8 protein-coding genes are annotated in these 13,745 nt (G+C 70.2%); 6 read left to right on the forward strand and 2 right to left on the reverse strand.

Going from position 1 to position 13,745, the window contains the following annotated elements; all coding sequences use genetic code 11:
- Nucleotides 1-47: 47 nt before the first annotated feature.
- The 6 genes from ACIRQH_RS23050 to ACIRQH_RS23075 all read left to right on the forward strand — a co-directional run bounded on the left by ACIRQH_RS23050 (nt 48) and on the right by ACIRQH_RS23075 (nt 7,873).
- Entirely contained in the window at nt 48-1,400 is a 1,353-nt protein-coding gene (locus ACIRQH_RS23050) for an MFS transporter (protein ID WP_404226904.1), read from the forward strand.
- A 120-nt stretch (nt 1,401-1,520) separates the two neighbouring features.
- Entirely contained in the window at nt 1,521-2,813 is a 1,293-nt protein-coding gene (locus ACIRQH_RS23055) for an extracellular solute-binding protein (RefSeq protein WP_404226905.1), read from the forward strand.
- Nucleotides 2,810-3,778 carry a sugar ABC transporter permease gene (locus tag ACIRQH_RS23060; protein ID WP_358815055.1) on the forward strand — a complete coding sequence of 323 codons (969 nt, stop codon included), beginning with the start codon at nt 2,810-2,812 and terminating at the stop codon, nt 3,776-3,778. The genes ACIRQH_RS23055 and ACIRQH_RS23060 overlap by 4 nt, the downstream gene beginning before the upstream one ends.
- Nucleotides 3,775-4,596: a carbohydrate ABC transporter permease gene (locus ACIRQH_RS23065; RefSeq protein ID WP_267050975.1), complete on the forward strand. Its 822-nt coding sequence runs from the start codon at nt 3,775-3,777 to the stop codon at nt 4,594-4,596. The genes ACIRQH_RS23060 and ACIRQH_RS23065 overlap by 4 nt, the downstream gene beginning before the upstream one ends.
- Before the next feature lie 11 nt (nt 4,597-4,607).
- Entirely contained in the window at nt 4,608-6,863 is a 2,256-nt protein-coding gene (gene yicI, locus ACIRQH_RS23070) for an alpha-xylosidase (RefSeq protein ID WP_404226906.1), read from the forward strand.
- Nucleotides 6,863-7,873, forward strand: coding sequence for a LacI family DNA-binding transcriptional regulator (locus ACIRQH_RS23075; protein ID WP_358815058.1), 1,011 nt, complete (start codon nt 6,863-6,865; stop codon nt 7,871-7,873). Before yicI ends, ACIRQH_RS23075 begins: the two co-directional genes overlap by 1 nt.
- 41 nt (nt 7,874-7,914) lie before the next feature.
- On the opposite strand, the gene ACIRQH_RS23080 is transcribed toward ACIRQH_RS23075, so the two are convergent.
- Together ACIRQH_RS23080 and ACIRQH_RS23085 are read right to left on the reverse strand one after the other, a co-directional pair.
- A complete protein-coding gene (locus ACIRQH_RS23080; protein WP_388866369.1) occupies nt 7,915-8,517 on the reverse strand; it encodes a contact-dependent growth inhibition system immunity protein in 603 nt (200 codons plus the stop codon).
- A gap of 14 nt (nt 8,518-8,531) precedes the next feature.
- A complete protein-coding gene (locus ACIRQH_RS23085; RefSeq protein WP_404226907.1) occupies nt 8,532-13,355 on the reverse strand; it encodes a ricin-type beta-trefoil lectin domain protein in 4,824 nt (1,607 codons plus the stop codon).
- Nucleotides 13,356-13,745: the final 390 nt, after the last annotated feature.

Consider the following 13,745-nt stretch of genomic DNA (forward strand, 5'->3'; position numbering starts at 1 on the left):
GGAACAGGTGTTGGACCGCTCGCGCGATGCCGGGCGAGGGTTGCCGCATGTCACCCCTCACTCCCTACCGCCGTCTGTTCGCACGCCCGGGCACCCGTGCCTTCACCCTCGGCAACCTCGTCGCGCGGCTGCCCATGGGCATGTTCAGCGTGAGCGCCGTGGTCATGATCGCGAGTGCGCGGGGCTCGTACGCGCTCGCGGGTGCCGTCACCGCGACCGGTCTGGCGGCGACGGCGGTCGTCGCCCCGTGGACCGCGCGCCTGGTGGACCGGCACGGGCAGGCCCGGGTGGCGGTGCCCGCGACGGCCGTCGCGCTGCTCGGCGGGGTCGGGCTCGTGCTGTGCGTGCGGTTCGGCGCCCCGGACTGGACGCTGTTCGCCGCGTACGCCGGTACCGCCACCACCCCCAACACCGGTGGCATGTCCCGGGCACGCTGGGCCCACCTCCTCAAGGACGACCCGGCGGCGCTGCACACGGCCAACTCCTTCGAACAGGCCGCGGACGAGCTGTGCTTCATGCTCGGCCCGGTGCTCGCGGCCCTCCTGTCCGGGACGCTGTTCCCGGAGGCGGGCATGCTGGTGGGATCCGTGCTGCTGATGACGGGTGTCCTGCTGTTCGCGGCCCAGAGGTCGACGGAGCCGCCGCTCGGGCACCGGAGCGTGTCCCGGTCGCCCGTGCGCGCGCCCGGGATGCCTCCGCTGCTGCTCGCCTTCCTCGCGACGGGCGCGGTGTTCGGCGCGATGGAGGTGGTGACGATCGCGTTCGCGGACGCGCGGGGGCACCGGTCCGCGGCGGGTGCGGTGCTCGCGCTGCAGGCGGCGGGGTCGTGCGTGGCGGGACTGCTGTACGGCGCCGTGCGACAGGGCGGGGCCGATCCGCAGTCGCTCGCCGAACGGCGCTTCCCGCGGTGTGTCGCCGCCATGGCCGTGCTGCTGACGCTGCCGCTGCTCGCCGCCGTGCTGACGGGTTCGCTGCCGCTGCTCGCGGGTGCCTTGCTGGTGGCGGGCATGGCGACCGCTCCGACGATGGTGACCGGAATGACGCTGGTCCAGCGGCGCACGCCCGAGGGGCGGTTGAACGAGGGCATGACCCTGGCGGTGACCGGTCTGCTGGGCGGCATAGCCACCGGATCGGCGGCCGGCGGCTGGATGGTGGAGCACGTGTCCCCCGAGGCGGGGTACGGGGTGCCGGTCCTGGCGGCGACGGTCGCGTTCGCGGTCGCCGCGCTGGGTGCGCGGCCGGGTGCCGTACGGCGGAGCCGGGGCGCGGGCCCGGGCCTCGCCCTGCCGGAGCGGGGACCGCGGCTGGAGCACCGGGGCCCGGGCGCCGGAGACCGTGCCGCGGGCGCCCCGTCGTCCGACCCGTCGAACCCCTGCGCCAATTCCGACGCAGCCCATTGACGGGCCCTCCCCGCCCCCCTACCTTCCCTCGTCGAAGCGCTTCGACGTCACGCATCGAAACGGTTCGACAATCGCCGCGTGACGCTCCCGATACCCATCCAACTCCCCTGGAGGCAGTGGATGTTGACGAAACGAAGGCGTGCAGCCTTGGCCGCCGTGGCCCTGACGGGCGCCCTGCTGGCCACGTCCTGCGGCAGCTCGGACAGCGGCTCGTCGGACAGCCGGACGCTGCGGCTGTGGCACTACGAAGGGCCGGACAGTGCGATGGGGGTGGCCTGGAAGGAGGCCATCAAGGAGTTCGAGGCGCAACACCCGGGCGTGAAGGTGAAGTTCGAGGAGAAGGGCTTCGAGCAGATCCAGAAGACGGCGCCGATGGTCCTCAACTCGAACGACGCGCCGGACCTGATGGAGTACAACAAGGGCAACGCGACCGCGGGCCTGCTGTCGAAGCAGGGACTCCTCACCGACCTCACCCCCGAGGTGACCCGGCGCGGCTGGGACAAGAAGATCACCGGCGGGGTGCGGACCATCAGCCGGTACGACGCCAACGGCGTGATGGGCTCGGGCAAGTGGTACGGCGTGCCCGACTATGCCGAGTACACGATGGTCTTCTACAACAAGGACCTCTTCAAGAAGTACGGGATCGCGCAGCCCACCTCGCTCGACGAACTCACCTCGGCGATGGACACCTTCGTCAAGAAGGGCATCACTCCGCTCGCCAACGCCGGCGCCGAGTACGTGGCCCAGCAGTACCTGTACCAACTGGCCCTGAGCCGGGCCGACCGTTCCTGGGTCGACAGCTACGAGCTGTACAAGGGCCGCACCGACTTCCACGACGCGGCCTGGACCTACGCGGCCGGGACCTTCGCCGACTGGGTGAAGAAGGGGTACATCGGAAAGAAGTCCACCGGCCTCAAGGCCGAGGACGCGGGAGTCTCCTTCATCCAGGGCAAGAGCCCGATCCTGTTCAGCGGAAGCTGGTGGTACGGCCGCTTCAAGGCGGAGAACAAGTTCGACTGGGGCACGTTCCTGTGGCCCGGGAGCAATCTCACCCTCGGCTCCGGCGGCAACCTGTGGGTCGTCCCCAAGGGCGCCAAGAACAAGGAACTCGCCTACGACTTCATCGACATCACCCTGTCGAAGAAGATCCAGAACCTGCTGGGCAACCAGGGCGGTGTCCCGGTGGCCGCCGACCCGGCAGCCGTGACCGATCCGCGGGCCAAGACGCTGATCGCCGACTTCAACTCCCTCTCCGGCAAGGACGGTCTCGCCTTCTATCCGGACTGGCCCGTCGCCGGCTTCTACGACGTCCTCGTCTCGGAGACGCAGAAGCTGATCACCGGGAGCGAGAAGCCGGACGACTACCTGTCGGCGTTGCAGAAGGCGTACGACAAGGGCGTACCGAAGACATGACCGCCACCGTCGAACGGAGTGTGCGGGTGGCGCGCGGGCGGCGCGGTGGAGCGTCGCGCCCGCGCCGCCCGGGCTCCTCCTACGCCCTCTTCCTGGTCCCGGGGTTCGCCGGGTTCCTCGTGGTGGTCGTCGCGCCGTTCCTGATGAACACAGGGGTGAGCTTCACCGACTGGCAGGGGGTGGGCACCCCGCACTTCACCGGGCTCGCCAACTACCGGGAGCTGCTGGGCGACGCGGAGTTCTGGGCGTCGTTCCGGCACAGCCTGTTCATGGTCGTCGCGATGGCCGTCGTGCCGACCGCGCTCGGACTCGTGCTGGCCGCCGCCCTGTTCGACTTCGTCGGCAAGCACTTCGGGCCGCGGACCGCCTCCGTGCTGCGCGCCTGTTTCTATCTGCCGCAGGTTCTGCCGATCGCCGTCGCCGGCATCGTGTGGAGCTGGATCCTCGCGCCCGAGGACGGCTCGCTCAACGACCTGTTGAAGGCGGTCGGCCTCGGGTCCTGGCAGCAGGACTGGCTGGGCGATCCGGACATCGCGCTGTACAGCGTCATGGGCGTGATGGTGTGGGTGCAGATCGGCTTCCCGCTCGTCGTCTTCATGGCGGGCCTGCAGCGCGTGGACCCGCAGTTGTACGAGGCCGCCGAGTTGGACGGCGCGGGCTGGTGGCGGCGGTTCTGGCACATCACGCTGCCGCAGATCCGTCCGGAGATCTCCGTCGTGCTGCTGTGGTGCACGATCGCGGCGCTCAAGGTGTTCGGGGCGGTGTACGTGCTGACCAAGGGCGGCCCGGGCGGCGCCACCGACGTGCCGTCGTACTTCTCGTTCACGACCTTCTTCGAGAAGACCCAGGTCGGCTACGGCGCCGCGATCTCCACCGTCCTGACCGTGGTCATCCTCGCCCTCGCGCTGGTCGCGCTGGGGTTCCAGTCGCGCGCCGAGAACGCCGAGGAAGGGGGCGGCGGATGACCGCGCTGCGCAGGTACCCGGTACTGCTGGCGCTCGTCGTCGGTGCCCTGTTCATGGTCCTGCCCTTCGTCGTCGTCGCGCTCAACGCGGTCAAGTCGCCGGCGGAGTACGCCGAACACGGCCCGCTCAGCCTCCCGCACGGCCTCTACCTCGACGGTCTGAAGGACTTCTGGGAACGCGTCGACTTCGGGCGCAAGCTCCTCAACTCGGTGCTGATCTCCGGCTCGGTGGCGGCCGGGGCGGCCGTGCTGTCCGTCCTGAACGCGTACGCGATCGGCATCGGCCGGATCAGGGGCCGCACCTGGGTGCTCGCGTTCTTCGTCCTCGCGAACACGCTGCCGCAGGAGGCGCTGGTCTACCCGGTCTACTACCTGAGCAAGCAGGCCGGCCTCTACGACACCCGGCTCAGCGTGATCATCGTCTTCACGGTGATCCAGGCGGCGTTCGGCACGTATCTGCTCTCCTCGGTCCTCGGACGGTTCCCGCGCGAGATCATCGAGGCCGCCCGGATCGACGGGGCGAACCGGTGGCAGGTGCTGTGGCGGATCGTGGTCCCGGTCAGCCGGCCGACGATCGGTGTGCTCCTCGTCTTCTTCTTCATCTGGACGTGGAACGAGTTCCTGCTGCCGCTGGTCATGCTGATCTCGAACGACAACCAGACGGTGTCGGTGGCTCTCGGTGTCCTCCAGGGGCAGCGTCTGATGGACGCCACGATGACGAACGCGGCCGCCCTGCTGGGCGTCCTGCCCGCCATCGTCTTCTTCCTGCTCTTCCAGCGGACCCTGACCCGCGGTATCGCCGTCGGCGCAGTCAAGTAAGGGGTACGACAGTGAAGTTCACGGACGGCTACTGGCTGCTGCGCGACGGTGTCACCGCCGCCCACCCGGTCGAGGTCCTCGACGTGACCGCGGGACCGGGCGGCCTGGAGATCCACGCGCCCACGCAGCCCATCCGGCACCGCGGCGACCTGCTGAAGGGACCGGTCGTGACGATCAGCGCGCACGCGCCGATGCCCGACGTCATCGGCGTCACGTTCACCCACTTCCAGGGGGAGCGGTCCCGGGGACCGCATTTCGAGCTGCGGACCGGTGAGTTCGAGCCCCTGGTGGAGTACGACGACACGCACGCGACGCTCACCGCGGGCGCGCTGTCCGTCCGGGTGGACCGCACCACGCCCTGGCACATCGACTTCCGCGCGAACGGCCGCACGCTCACCAGCAGCGGCCCCAAGGGCATGGGCATCATGCGGGACGCGGACGGCGCCCACTATCTGCGCGAGCAGCTGAACCTCGGTGTCGGCACCCAGGTCTTCGGCCTCGGCGAGCGGTTCGGCCCGCTCGCCAAGAACGGCCAGGTCGTGGACATGTGGAACGCGGACGGCGGCACGGCCACCGAACAGGCCTACAAGAACGTGCCGTTCTATCTGACGGACGCGGGCTACGGCGTCTTCGTGGACCACCCGGGCCGGGTCTCCTTCGAGGTCGGTTCCGAGGCGGTCTCCCGGGTCCAGTTCAGCGCCGAGACCCAGCAGTTGACGTACTACGTCATCCACGGCCCGACCCCGAAGGACATCCTGCGCCGGTACACGGAGCTGACCGGCCGGCCGGCGCTCCCGCCGCCCTGGTCGTTCGGGCTGTGGCTGTCGACGTCGTTCACCACCTCCTACGACGAGGCCACCGTCACCTCCTTCATCGACGGCATGCGGGAGCGTGAACTGCCGCTGTCCGTCTTCCACTTCGACTGCTTCTGGATGCGCGAGTTCAACTGGTGCGACTTCCGGTGGGACCCGCGGGTGTTCCCCGACCCGGAGGCGATGCTGGCGCGGCTGAAGGACAAGGGGCTGCGGATCAGCGTGTGGATCAACCCCTACATCGCGCAGCGCTCACCGCTGTTCGCGGAGGGCCGCGAACTCGGGCACCTGCTCCGCAGGCCCGACGGGAGCGTCTGGCAGTGGGACCTGTGGCAGCCGGGCATGGCACTGGTCGACTTCACCAGCGCGAACGCCCGCCAGTGGTACGCCTCGAAGCTGGAGGCGCTGCTCGCCCAGGGCGTCGACTGCTTCAAGACCGACTTCGGCGAACGCGTCCCGGTCGACGTGGCCTACGCCGACGGCGCCGACCCGGAGCGGATGCACAACTACTACACGTACCTCTACAACCGGACCGTGTTCGACGTGCTCCGCAAACACCGGGGGGAACACGAGGCCGTCGTCTTCGCGCGGTCGGCGACCGCGGGGAGCCAGCAGTTCCCGGTGCACTGGGGCGGCGACTGCGAGGCGACGTACGCGTCGATGGCCGAGTCGCTGCGGGGCGGGCTCAGTCTCGGCATGTCGGGGTTCGGGTTCTGGAGCCACGACATCGGCGGCTTCGAGGGAACGCCGTCGCCCGCCCTGTTCAAGCGGTGGATCGCGTTCGGGCTGCTGTCCTCGCACAGCCGCCTGCACGGTTCGTCGTCGTACCGGGTGCCGTGGCTCTTCGACGAGGAGGCCGTGGACGTGCTGCGGCTGTTCACCCGGCTCAAGCTCCGCCTCATGCCGTATCTGTACGAGGCCGCCCGCACCGCCCACACTGAGGGGGTGCCGATGATGCGGGCGATGGTGCTGGAGTTCCCGGACGATCCGGGGTGCGCGCATCTGGAGCGGCAGTACATGCTCGGCTCCGACCTGCTGGTCGCGCCCGTCTTCAGCGACGAGGGCGACGTCTCGTACTACGTGCCCGAGGGGGTCTGGACACCCTTCCTCGGCGGGCCCACCGTGACCGGGCCGCGCTGGGTGCGCGAGCGGCACGACTTCCTGAGCGTTCCGCTGCTCGTGCGGCCTGGCGCGGTGATCCCGGTGGGGTCGGTGGAGGACCGGCCCGACTACGACCACGCCGACGGGGTCACCCTGCGCGCGTACGGGCTGGAGCGGGGCGCGCGGGTGACCGTGCCGGTCGGCTCGGTGACCTTCACCGTCGTCCGCGAGGGGAACACCCTGCGCGCGTCCTGTTCGGATCCGGCGGCGGCCTGGGGGCTGGCCGTGGACGGACGCGAGGTGCGGGCCGCCGCCGGCACGGGTTTCCTGTCCCTGGAGGTGGAGTCCGTCTGATGGTCAAGATCACCGATGTGGCGCGGCACGCCGGGGTCTCCCCCAGCACCGTCTCCTACGCGCTCAGCGGCAAGCGGCCGATCTCCGAGGAGACCCGGCGCCGCGTCGAGGAGAGCATCAGCAGGCTCGGCTACCGGCCGCACGCCGGTGCCCGGGCCCTCGCCAGCAGCCGGTCGAACGTGCTGGCCCTGGTGGTGCCGCTGCGGGCGGGCATCCATGTGCCGGTCGTGATGCAGTTCGCGGTGTCGGTGGTGACGGAGGCCCGGCGGCACGACCACGACGTACTGCTGCTCACGCAGGAGGAGGGCGAGGACGGACTGCGCCGGGTCGCGGACACGGCGCTGGTGGACGCGCTGATCGTGATGGACGTCCAACTGCACGATCCCCGGCTGGCGTTGCTGCGGGCTCTGGACCGGCCGTCGGTGCTCATCGGCTTCCCCGCCGCGGCGGAGGGCCTCACCTGCATCGACCTGGACTTCAGGGCCGCCGGCGAGCTGTGCGTGGAACGACTGGCCGAACTGGGGCACCGGGTCGTCGCCCTGGTCGGCTCGCCGCCGGAGGTGTACGTGCGGGGAACGGCGTTCGCGCAGCGGGTGGTGGAGGGCTTCACGGCCGCCGCCGACCGGGCCGGGCTGGTGTCGTCCGTCCACCCCTGCGAGGCCTCCCCCGCCGCGGCACGCCGGATGGCCGAGCAACTCCTGCGGGAACAGCCGGGCTTGACGGGCGTGGTCGTCCACAACGAGCCCGTACTGGAGCCCCTGGTCGACGCCTTCGAACACCTCGGCCTGCGCGTCCCGGCCGACCTGTCGGTCACCGCGATCTGTCCGGACGAGCTCGCCGAGGGCCTCCACGTCCCGGTGACGTCCATCGCCATCCCGTCGGCCGAGGTCGGCTCGCGCGCGGTGGAACTGCTGATGCGGAAACTGGCGGGCACCCCGGTCGCGGACGCGACCCTGCTGACGCCTCGGCTGGTGGAGCGGGGGAGTACGGCGGTACGGGCCACGGCGTGAGAAAGGGCCCGCACTCGGTGAGTGCGGGCCCGCTTTCTCGGTCAGGGCGTCTCCACCATGAACTCGACGTTGTCCAGCACGAACTCGCCGTAGTGGAGAGCCGCCCCGATGCTCTCCATCCTCTTGTACTGGTCAGCGGACAAAGCCGCGTCGGGGACGTTCACGATGGCCCGGAGCAGCACCCGGAACGCCAGGTCCGGAGTGCAGTCACGAGCGCAGTCGACGAGTGCCTCGCGCACCTCGACGGTCAGGAAGGCCACACCCTCGATCTCGGCGATGACGACGTCCCGCTGGGACAGGCCGTCCTCCGTGTCGGCCCCGACGAGCGGGTGAACGTCCGCTCTGGCGGACAGCCAGGCGTCACATACGTCGATGACCGTCCGCGTCCACTCTGATCCCGCGACCCCCACAAAGCCGGGCAGGTACTGAGTCCCTGCGGTCCACAGCACCTCGAGCGTGTCCGAGGGAAGGCCGGCGAGGAGCTTCTCCGCGTCGCGACGGACCGCCAGGGCGTACGCGTCGGCTCCGTCCGGGAGATGGTTCGTGACGATCTCGGCAGCCGAGTCGCCCTCGTAGATCCAGTCCTGATGGAAGAATCCCATCACCCACGAGACCCCGAAATCGAACTCGGTGAAGCGCGACATCTCTGGCTCCTTCCTCACTTCGGATAGCAGGTCTGCACGTAGTAGCCCAACTTGTGCTTGTTCGGCGATCGCACGAGTTTGATGTAGTACGCGTTGCCCGTGGCCGTGGGCGCCCTCCCACCGGCGTGGTACTCCGTACCGAGAGAGTTCCTCGCCCCGAAGGTGCCCGTCCATTCCAGCTCGTTCGTGTTCGGATTCGCGAGCCACTTGCGGATCTTGTTCGCCTTGCCCGCGATCGCGTAGTCGACGACCTGCTGGGCCGTCTGCTCGTCGATGAACACGCTGTTCGGCGTGTCCCTCCCGTACTTGAGCGTCTTGCTGGCCGCCAGTGCCTCTGCCGCCTCCTGGTTCGGGTGCACATGTTCGGCGAGGGTGTGCGCCAGGCCGGCGTACAGCCGCTCGTCGTTCACGAGGTTGTTGCAGTTGTGGACGAGGACCGGAGACGTACCCGCCACCGCGTAGAACGTGTGCAGACCGGACACGGTCAGGTCGTACACGGTCTGCGGCCTCGCGTCCTTCCGGTCGCGCACCGCGGCCACCGTCCGGGCGCCTCCACCGACACTGCGCAGCCTGTCACCAGCACGCAGGCCGGAGGCAAGGATCCAGCCGCGTCCCGTGACGTAGAACTTGTGTCCCGGTGTGCTCGCCAGCCGACCGCCGTCCGTGAGAGAAACGGTCAGCAGCACGTCGGCGACGTGGGAGAAGGTGCGGGTGACCGGCTCCCCCAGCGACCGGCCCGTGGTGAGGTCGGTGGCCAGGAGCAGGTCGCCGAACCGAACGTCCCGGATCGCCTTGTGGCTGCCGTCTGCCAGTATCACCTCGGTCCCGCCGGGGAAGCTGTTGACGTTGCACGCCGTGAGGGCGTCTTCGTAGATCTTCACGCTCCGCTCGATCTGGGCGAGCGTGCGCGGGTCCACACCGTCCAGGGCCTTCAGCGCCTTGAGCGCGTCCGAGACCCCGATCCCGGTCTTCATCGCGGCGTCGATCCCGCGGAGGAGCTCGGCGGCCTTCTCGAAGGCCTTGCCCGGGATGAAGTTGGACGCGAACCAGGCGCAGCCGGCTCCGTCGCCGTGGTAGCAGCGGACGGCGTCGCCCAGCACGACCTCGTACAGGACCGCGCCCAGCGTGTCGCCGAACAGTGCCTGCCAGCCGAGCCGGGTGATGTCACCGGCGGTGAAGTGGTGGGTCCACTCCTTCTTCTGGTTCTTGAGGACGACCGTCTTGAGGAAAGCCGTGTCCTCCGCCGGGCAACCGGACTTGGTGGCGGGAACCTCCGGGTTCTCGCAGAAGTAGTAGCTGACCGTGACGTCGAGACGCAGTTCGTACGTCACCGTGCAGCCCTGCAACGTGTAGTCGCACGCATTGAGCTGCTTGCCCGGTGCCGCCTCCGTCATCTTGTCGATGACCCAGAAGACACCGCCGACGCCGGTTCCGGCACCCGTCTGGACCTGCTTGTTCGCTTCCTCTCGTTCCGCCTGGTCCGCGGCCTCCTGGGCCGAGTCGGCGTATTTCTGGGCGTCCTTGGCCGCTTCCTCGGCCGCGGTGGCCTCGGCGTCGGCGCGGGTGGCCGCCGCGCGGGCGTCCTTGGCCGCCTGCTCGGCCTCGGAGGCGGCGGTGCGAGCGGCGTCGGCGTCCAGGGCCGCCTGGTCGGCGGAGGAACGGGCGTCGGTGGCGTAGCCCTCGGCGCTCCCGGCGGCCTTGTCGGCCGCGGCGGCGTCCTTGGTGGCCTGACCGTCGTATTCGATGGTGCGGGCCAGGGACGACTGGGCGTCCGACGCGTACTTCGCGGCGTCGGCCGCGTAACCCAGTGCCTCCTTCGCCGACTTACGGGCGTCCGCGGCGTGTCCTGCCGCCTCGGCGGCGATGGTGTACGCGGCCTTCGCGTCACCGGTCGCCGCGTTCGCGAGACTGGCGGCCTGCTCGGCGTTCTTCTGCGCGTTGACGGCGTGCGCGTCGGCGACCGCCTGCTGCTGCTCGGCGATGCTCTTCGACGACTGGCCCGTCAGCACGACGAGACCGGCGGCGAAGTCGGTGTTCACATAGGGCGAGCCGAGCTGGATCGCGTCGTTGGCGGGGGCGGCCACCTGTTGCGCCGAGGCGCCGGCGTCGTCCGCGGCCTGCGCGGTCGTGTACGCGTGACCGGCCGCGTCCACCGCGCCCTTGACGGCCTTGACGGCCTCGCCCTTCGACGCGTCGGCCTGCTTCTTGGCGTCGGCGGCGTCCTTCTCGGCGTCGTCGGCCAGCTTCACGGCGGTCCGCGCCGCGCTCGCCGCGTCCTGGGACGCCTTGATCGCGTCCGCTGCCGCACTGGTCGCGGTGCGCACGGCGGCGTCCGCCTTCAGCTTGGCCGCCTGGGCGTCGTCGGAGTCCGAACGGGCCCGCTTGGCCGCGGCCTCGGCTCGCGTCGCCGCGGCGTCGGCGTCGGCCGCCGCCTTGGTCGCCGCGTTCGCCTCGGAACGGGCCGAACCCGCTGCCGTCTCGGCGTCGTCGGCTGCCTTGTCGGCGTCGTCGGCCGCCGCCCGTGACTCGACCGCGTCGTCCGCGGAGTCGTGGGCCTCGGCGTAGGCGTCCTTGGCGTCGGCCTTGGCGCGGGCGGCGTTGGCCTTGCTCTCGGCGTCCCAGGCGTCGTCGCGCTTGTCCTTCGCCCCGTCCCGTGCGCTCTCGGCGTCCTGACGCTTGGTGCGGGCGGTGGACTCGGCCGTCTCCGCCCGGCCCTTGGCGTCGGTCGCGGTCTTCGCGTAGCCCTCGGCGTTGGACCTGTGCTGGGCGGCCTCGACCTGCTTGAGGGCGGCGGTCTCCTTCTCCGCCTTGGCCGTGGCCTCTTCGGCCTCCGCCGCGAGGCGCTTGGCGTGCGCGGTGGCGGCGGCCGACTTCGCGTCCGCCTCGGCCTTCTGCGTCTCGACCAGCTTGGCCTTCGCGGTGTCGCGGGCGGTCTTCGCGGTCTGTGCCTGTACGGCCGCGGCGTCGGCGGCGGCCTTCGACTGGGCGTTGGCCTCCTGTGCGGCGGCGGTGCGGAAGGCGGCCTTCGACTGGGCGGCCTGCGTCAGCGCACGGGCGGCGATGGTCGCGCTGTCGCCGGCCGCGGCCCGGGTGGCCGCGTACGCGGTGTCACCGGCCGTGGACAGAGCGGTGAGGGCGGCCGCCGATGCCTTCGTCACCTGGGCCTTCTGCTGTCCCACCAGCAGACCGCGTCCGCGCGGGGCACCGGCCGTGTCGGCGATCGCGTAGGCGGCCTTCGTGGCGGTGTCCGTGTCGGTGGCGGCCTTCTGCGCCGTGGTCGCCTGTCCCTTGAGCAGATCGAGCTGCTTCTTGGCCGCGGCCTGCGCGTCGGTGATCTGCTTCTTCACCTTGTCGAACTGGGCCTTGGTCGGGTAGTCCAGATCGTCGGTGCCGTTGTGACCGGACGGCGCGATGTCGAACTTCTGCGGGTCGGTGCCCTTGCAGTCCCACATACGCGCGTCACGGCTGTTGTCGTAGGTCGCGAGGTCGAGGCAGTTGCCCGTGCCCGGGTTGTACAGGCGGGATGTGGCGTGGGTGTTGTACTGCCACTTCTGGCCGGCGCCGTTGTTGCACGTCAGGATCTGGACCACGGTGCCGTTCGCGGTTCCGTTGCCCTTGACGTCCAGGCACTTGCCGGAGTTGACGTTGACGAACGCGTTGCCGCGGATCTCCCACTTCTGGCCCGCGGAGCCGTTGCACGTGTAGATCTGCGCCGGTGTTCCGTTGTCCTTCTTGCCGCCTCCGACCTCGAGGCACTTGTCGGCGGCGCCGTGCGCGTGCACGACCATCGGGCTGGTGCCGATCCAGCCGGGACCGCCCGCGGACCAGTAGTCCTGCCAGCGGGTCAGGTGATCGGCCATCCACGACTGGCCCAGCATCTCGCCCAGCGACTTCGAGCCGGCCGCGAGGGCCTTGGTGGCGTCACGGTTGGCGCCGAGGATCTGGTTGCGCTGGGTGCTCTGGGCGGAGATCTCCTGCTGCCACTCCGCGGACGCGGCGGCGACCTCCCGGCCGAGGACCTTGCTCGGGTCGGCGGGGGTGCGCCAGGCGCAGGAGGCGAACCGCGACTTCAGGTCCTCGACGGCGATGCGGTACTCGACGCTGTCCGGCTCGGGCGCGGTGCGCGGGAAGCCGCCGGAGGACAGGAACACCCGGGCGTTGTCGGCACCGGTCGGCTCCATGGACCAGTTCACCAGGTCGTCCCACGCCTGGTGCTCGGCAGACGCCTGCTGCCACTGCTGAGGGGGCATGCCCGGGTCCGGGCTGTTGCCGTAGAGCGGAGTGCCCAGGTCCTTGACGGCCTTGAGCGTGGCGTCGTCCGCCTTCGGGGTCGGATCCTCGTAGAAGTCGCCCTCGGACTTCCAGAACTGTTCCCAGATCCACTGGGACAGGCCGGTCTGGCCGAAGAAGTTGTCGCGGCTGTCGCCGGGCAGGCCGGGCGGGTCCTCGAAGTCGGCGACCGACGTGAAGCCCCCGGGCGTGGGCAGGCCCGAGATCTTCCAGTCCCGGATGTGCTCGTAGAGGGCGGTGCCTTCGGCGTCGGCCGCGGTCCTGTCCTTCTCGAACGTCGTCGACAGAGGGGTGTCGTTCCAGTATTCGCGGTTGGCCGCCGTGTGCAGCTTCTCCGGGGTCTGGTTGAGCCCGTCCTGTGCCGTCGCGTACATCGAGGGCCCGCCCCTGCGCAACGCCTCACTCAGCAGGCACTGGTCCTGGCGGAGCTGCTCGGCGCCCTTGGCGTCGAAGCCGTCGTAGCTGTCGGCCACCGGGCTGGAGCCGCCGTCGCGATGCGTCGGCAGATCCGGCACGGAGGCGACCCCGACGAGGACGGCGAGTGCCACGACGGGCGGAACAAGCCGGTTGAATGGCCCGGATTTTCGCCGAGAGGGCGCGCGGAACCATGGTCTGGAACGCAAGAGAACATCCGTTCTTCGTGAAGAGTGCAGGCCGGGGCCCGGCCGAAGAGGTGAAGTGCCGTGGAGGCGGTCAGGACTCCGTACGGCGTGGATGCGCAGGTGCGTGTGCGTACAGACGCGTCAGCAGTCGCGGCATGGCGATGTACCCCTCCCCGTAGCGACGGTGTCCCCCCGGTCGCTGATTGGCTTGCGCGGAAGCGGAGTTGGTCGTCTCCACCCGGCGCGCGGCCACCTCGGTCACGGCCCGGAGGCGCGGGACGGAGCCACGCGGACCAGGGCCTTCTGCCGAGAGTGCGATCGAACTGTACTCAATCT

It is taken from the genome of Streptomyces sp. NPDC102279 (assembly GCF_044766365.1).
Classification (GTDB): Bacteria; Actinomycetota; Actinomycetes; order Streptomycetales; family Streptomycetaceae; genus Streptomyces.

What these genes read in the sequence shown, in the direction of transcription:
- ACIRQH_RS23050 (WP_404226904.1), top strand. Translation starts at nt 48, where the DNA reads ATGTCACCCCTCACTCCCTACCGCCGTCTGTTCGCACGCCCGGGCACC.
- ACIRQH_RS23060 (WP_358815055.1), top strand. Translation starts at nt 2,810, where the DNA reads ATGACCGCCACCGTCGAACGGAGTGTGCGGGTGGCGCGCGGGCGGCGC.
- ACIRQH_RS23075 (WP_358815058.1), top strand. Translation starts at nt 6,863, where the DNA reads ATGGTCAAGATCACCGATGTGGCGCGGCACGCCGGGGTCTCCCCCAGC.
- ACIRQH_RS23080 (WP_388866369.1), bottom strand. Translation starts at nt 8,517, where the DNA reads ATGTCGCGCTTCACCGAGTTCGATTTCGGGGTCTCGTGGGTGATGGGA.
- ACIRQH_RS23065 (WP_267050975.1), top strand. Translation starts at nt 3,775, where the DNA reads ATGACCGCGCTGCGCAGGTACCCGGTACTGCTGGCGCTCGTCGTCGGT.
- ACIRQH_RS23055 (WP_404226905.1), top strand. Translation starts at nt 1,521, where the DNA reads ATGTTGACGAAACGAAGGCGTGCAGCCTTGGCCGCCGTGGCCCTGACG.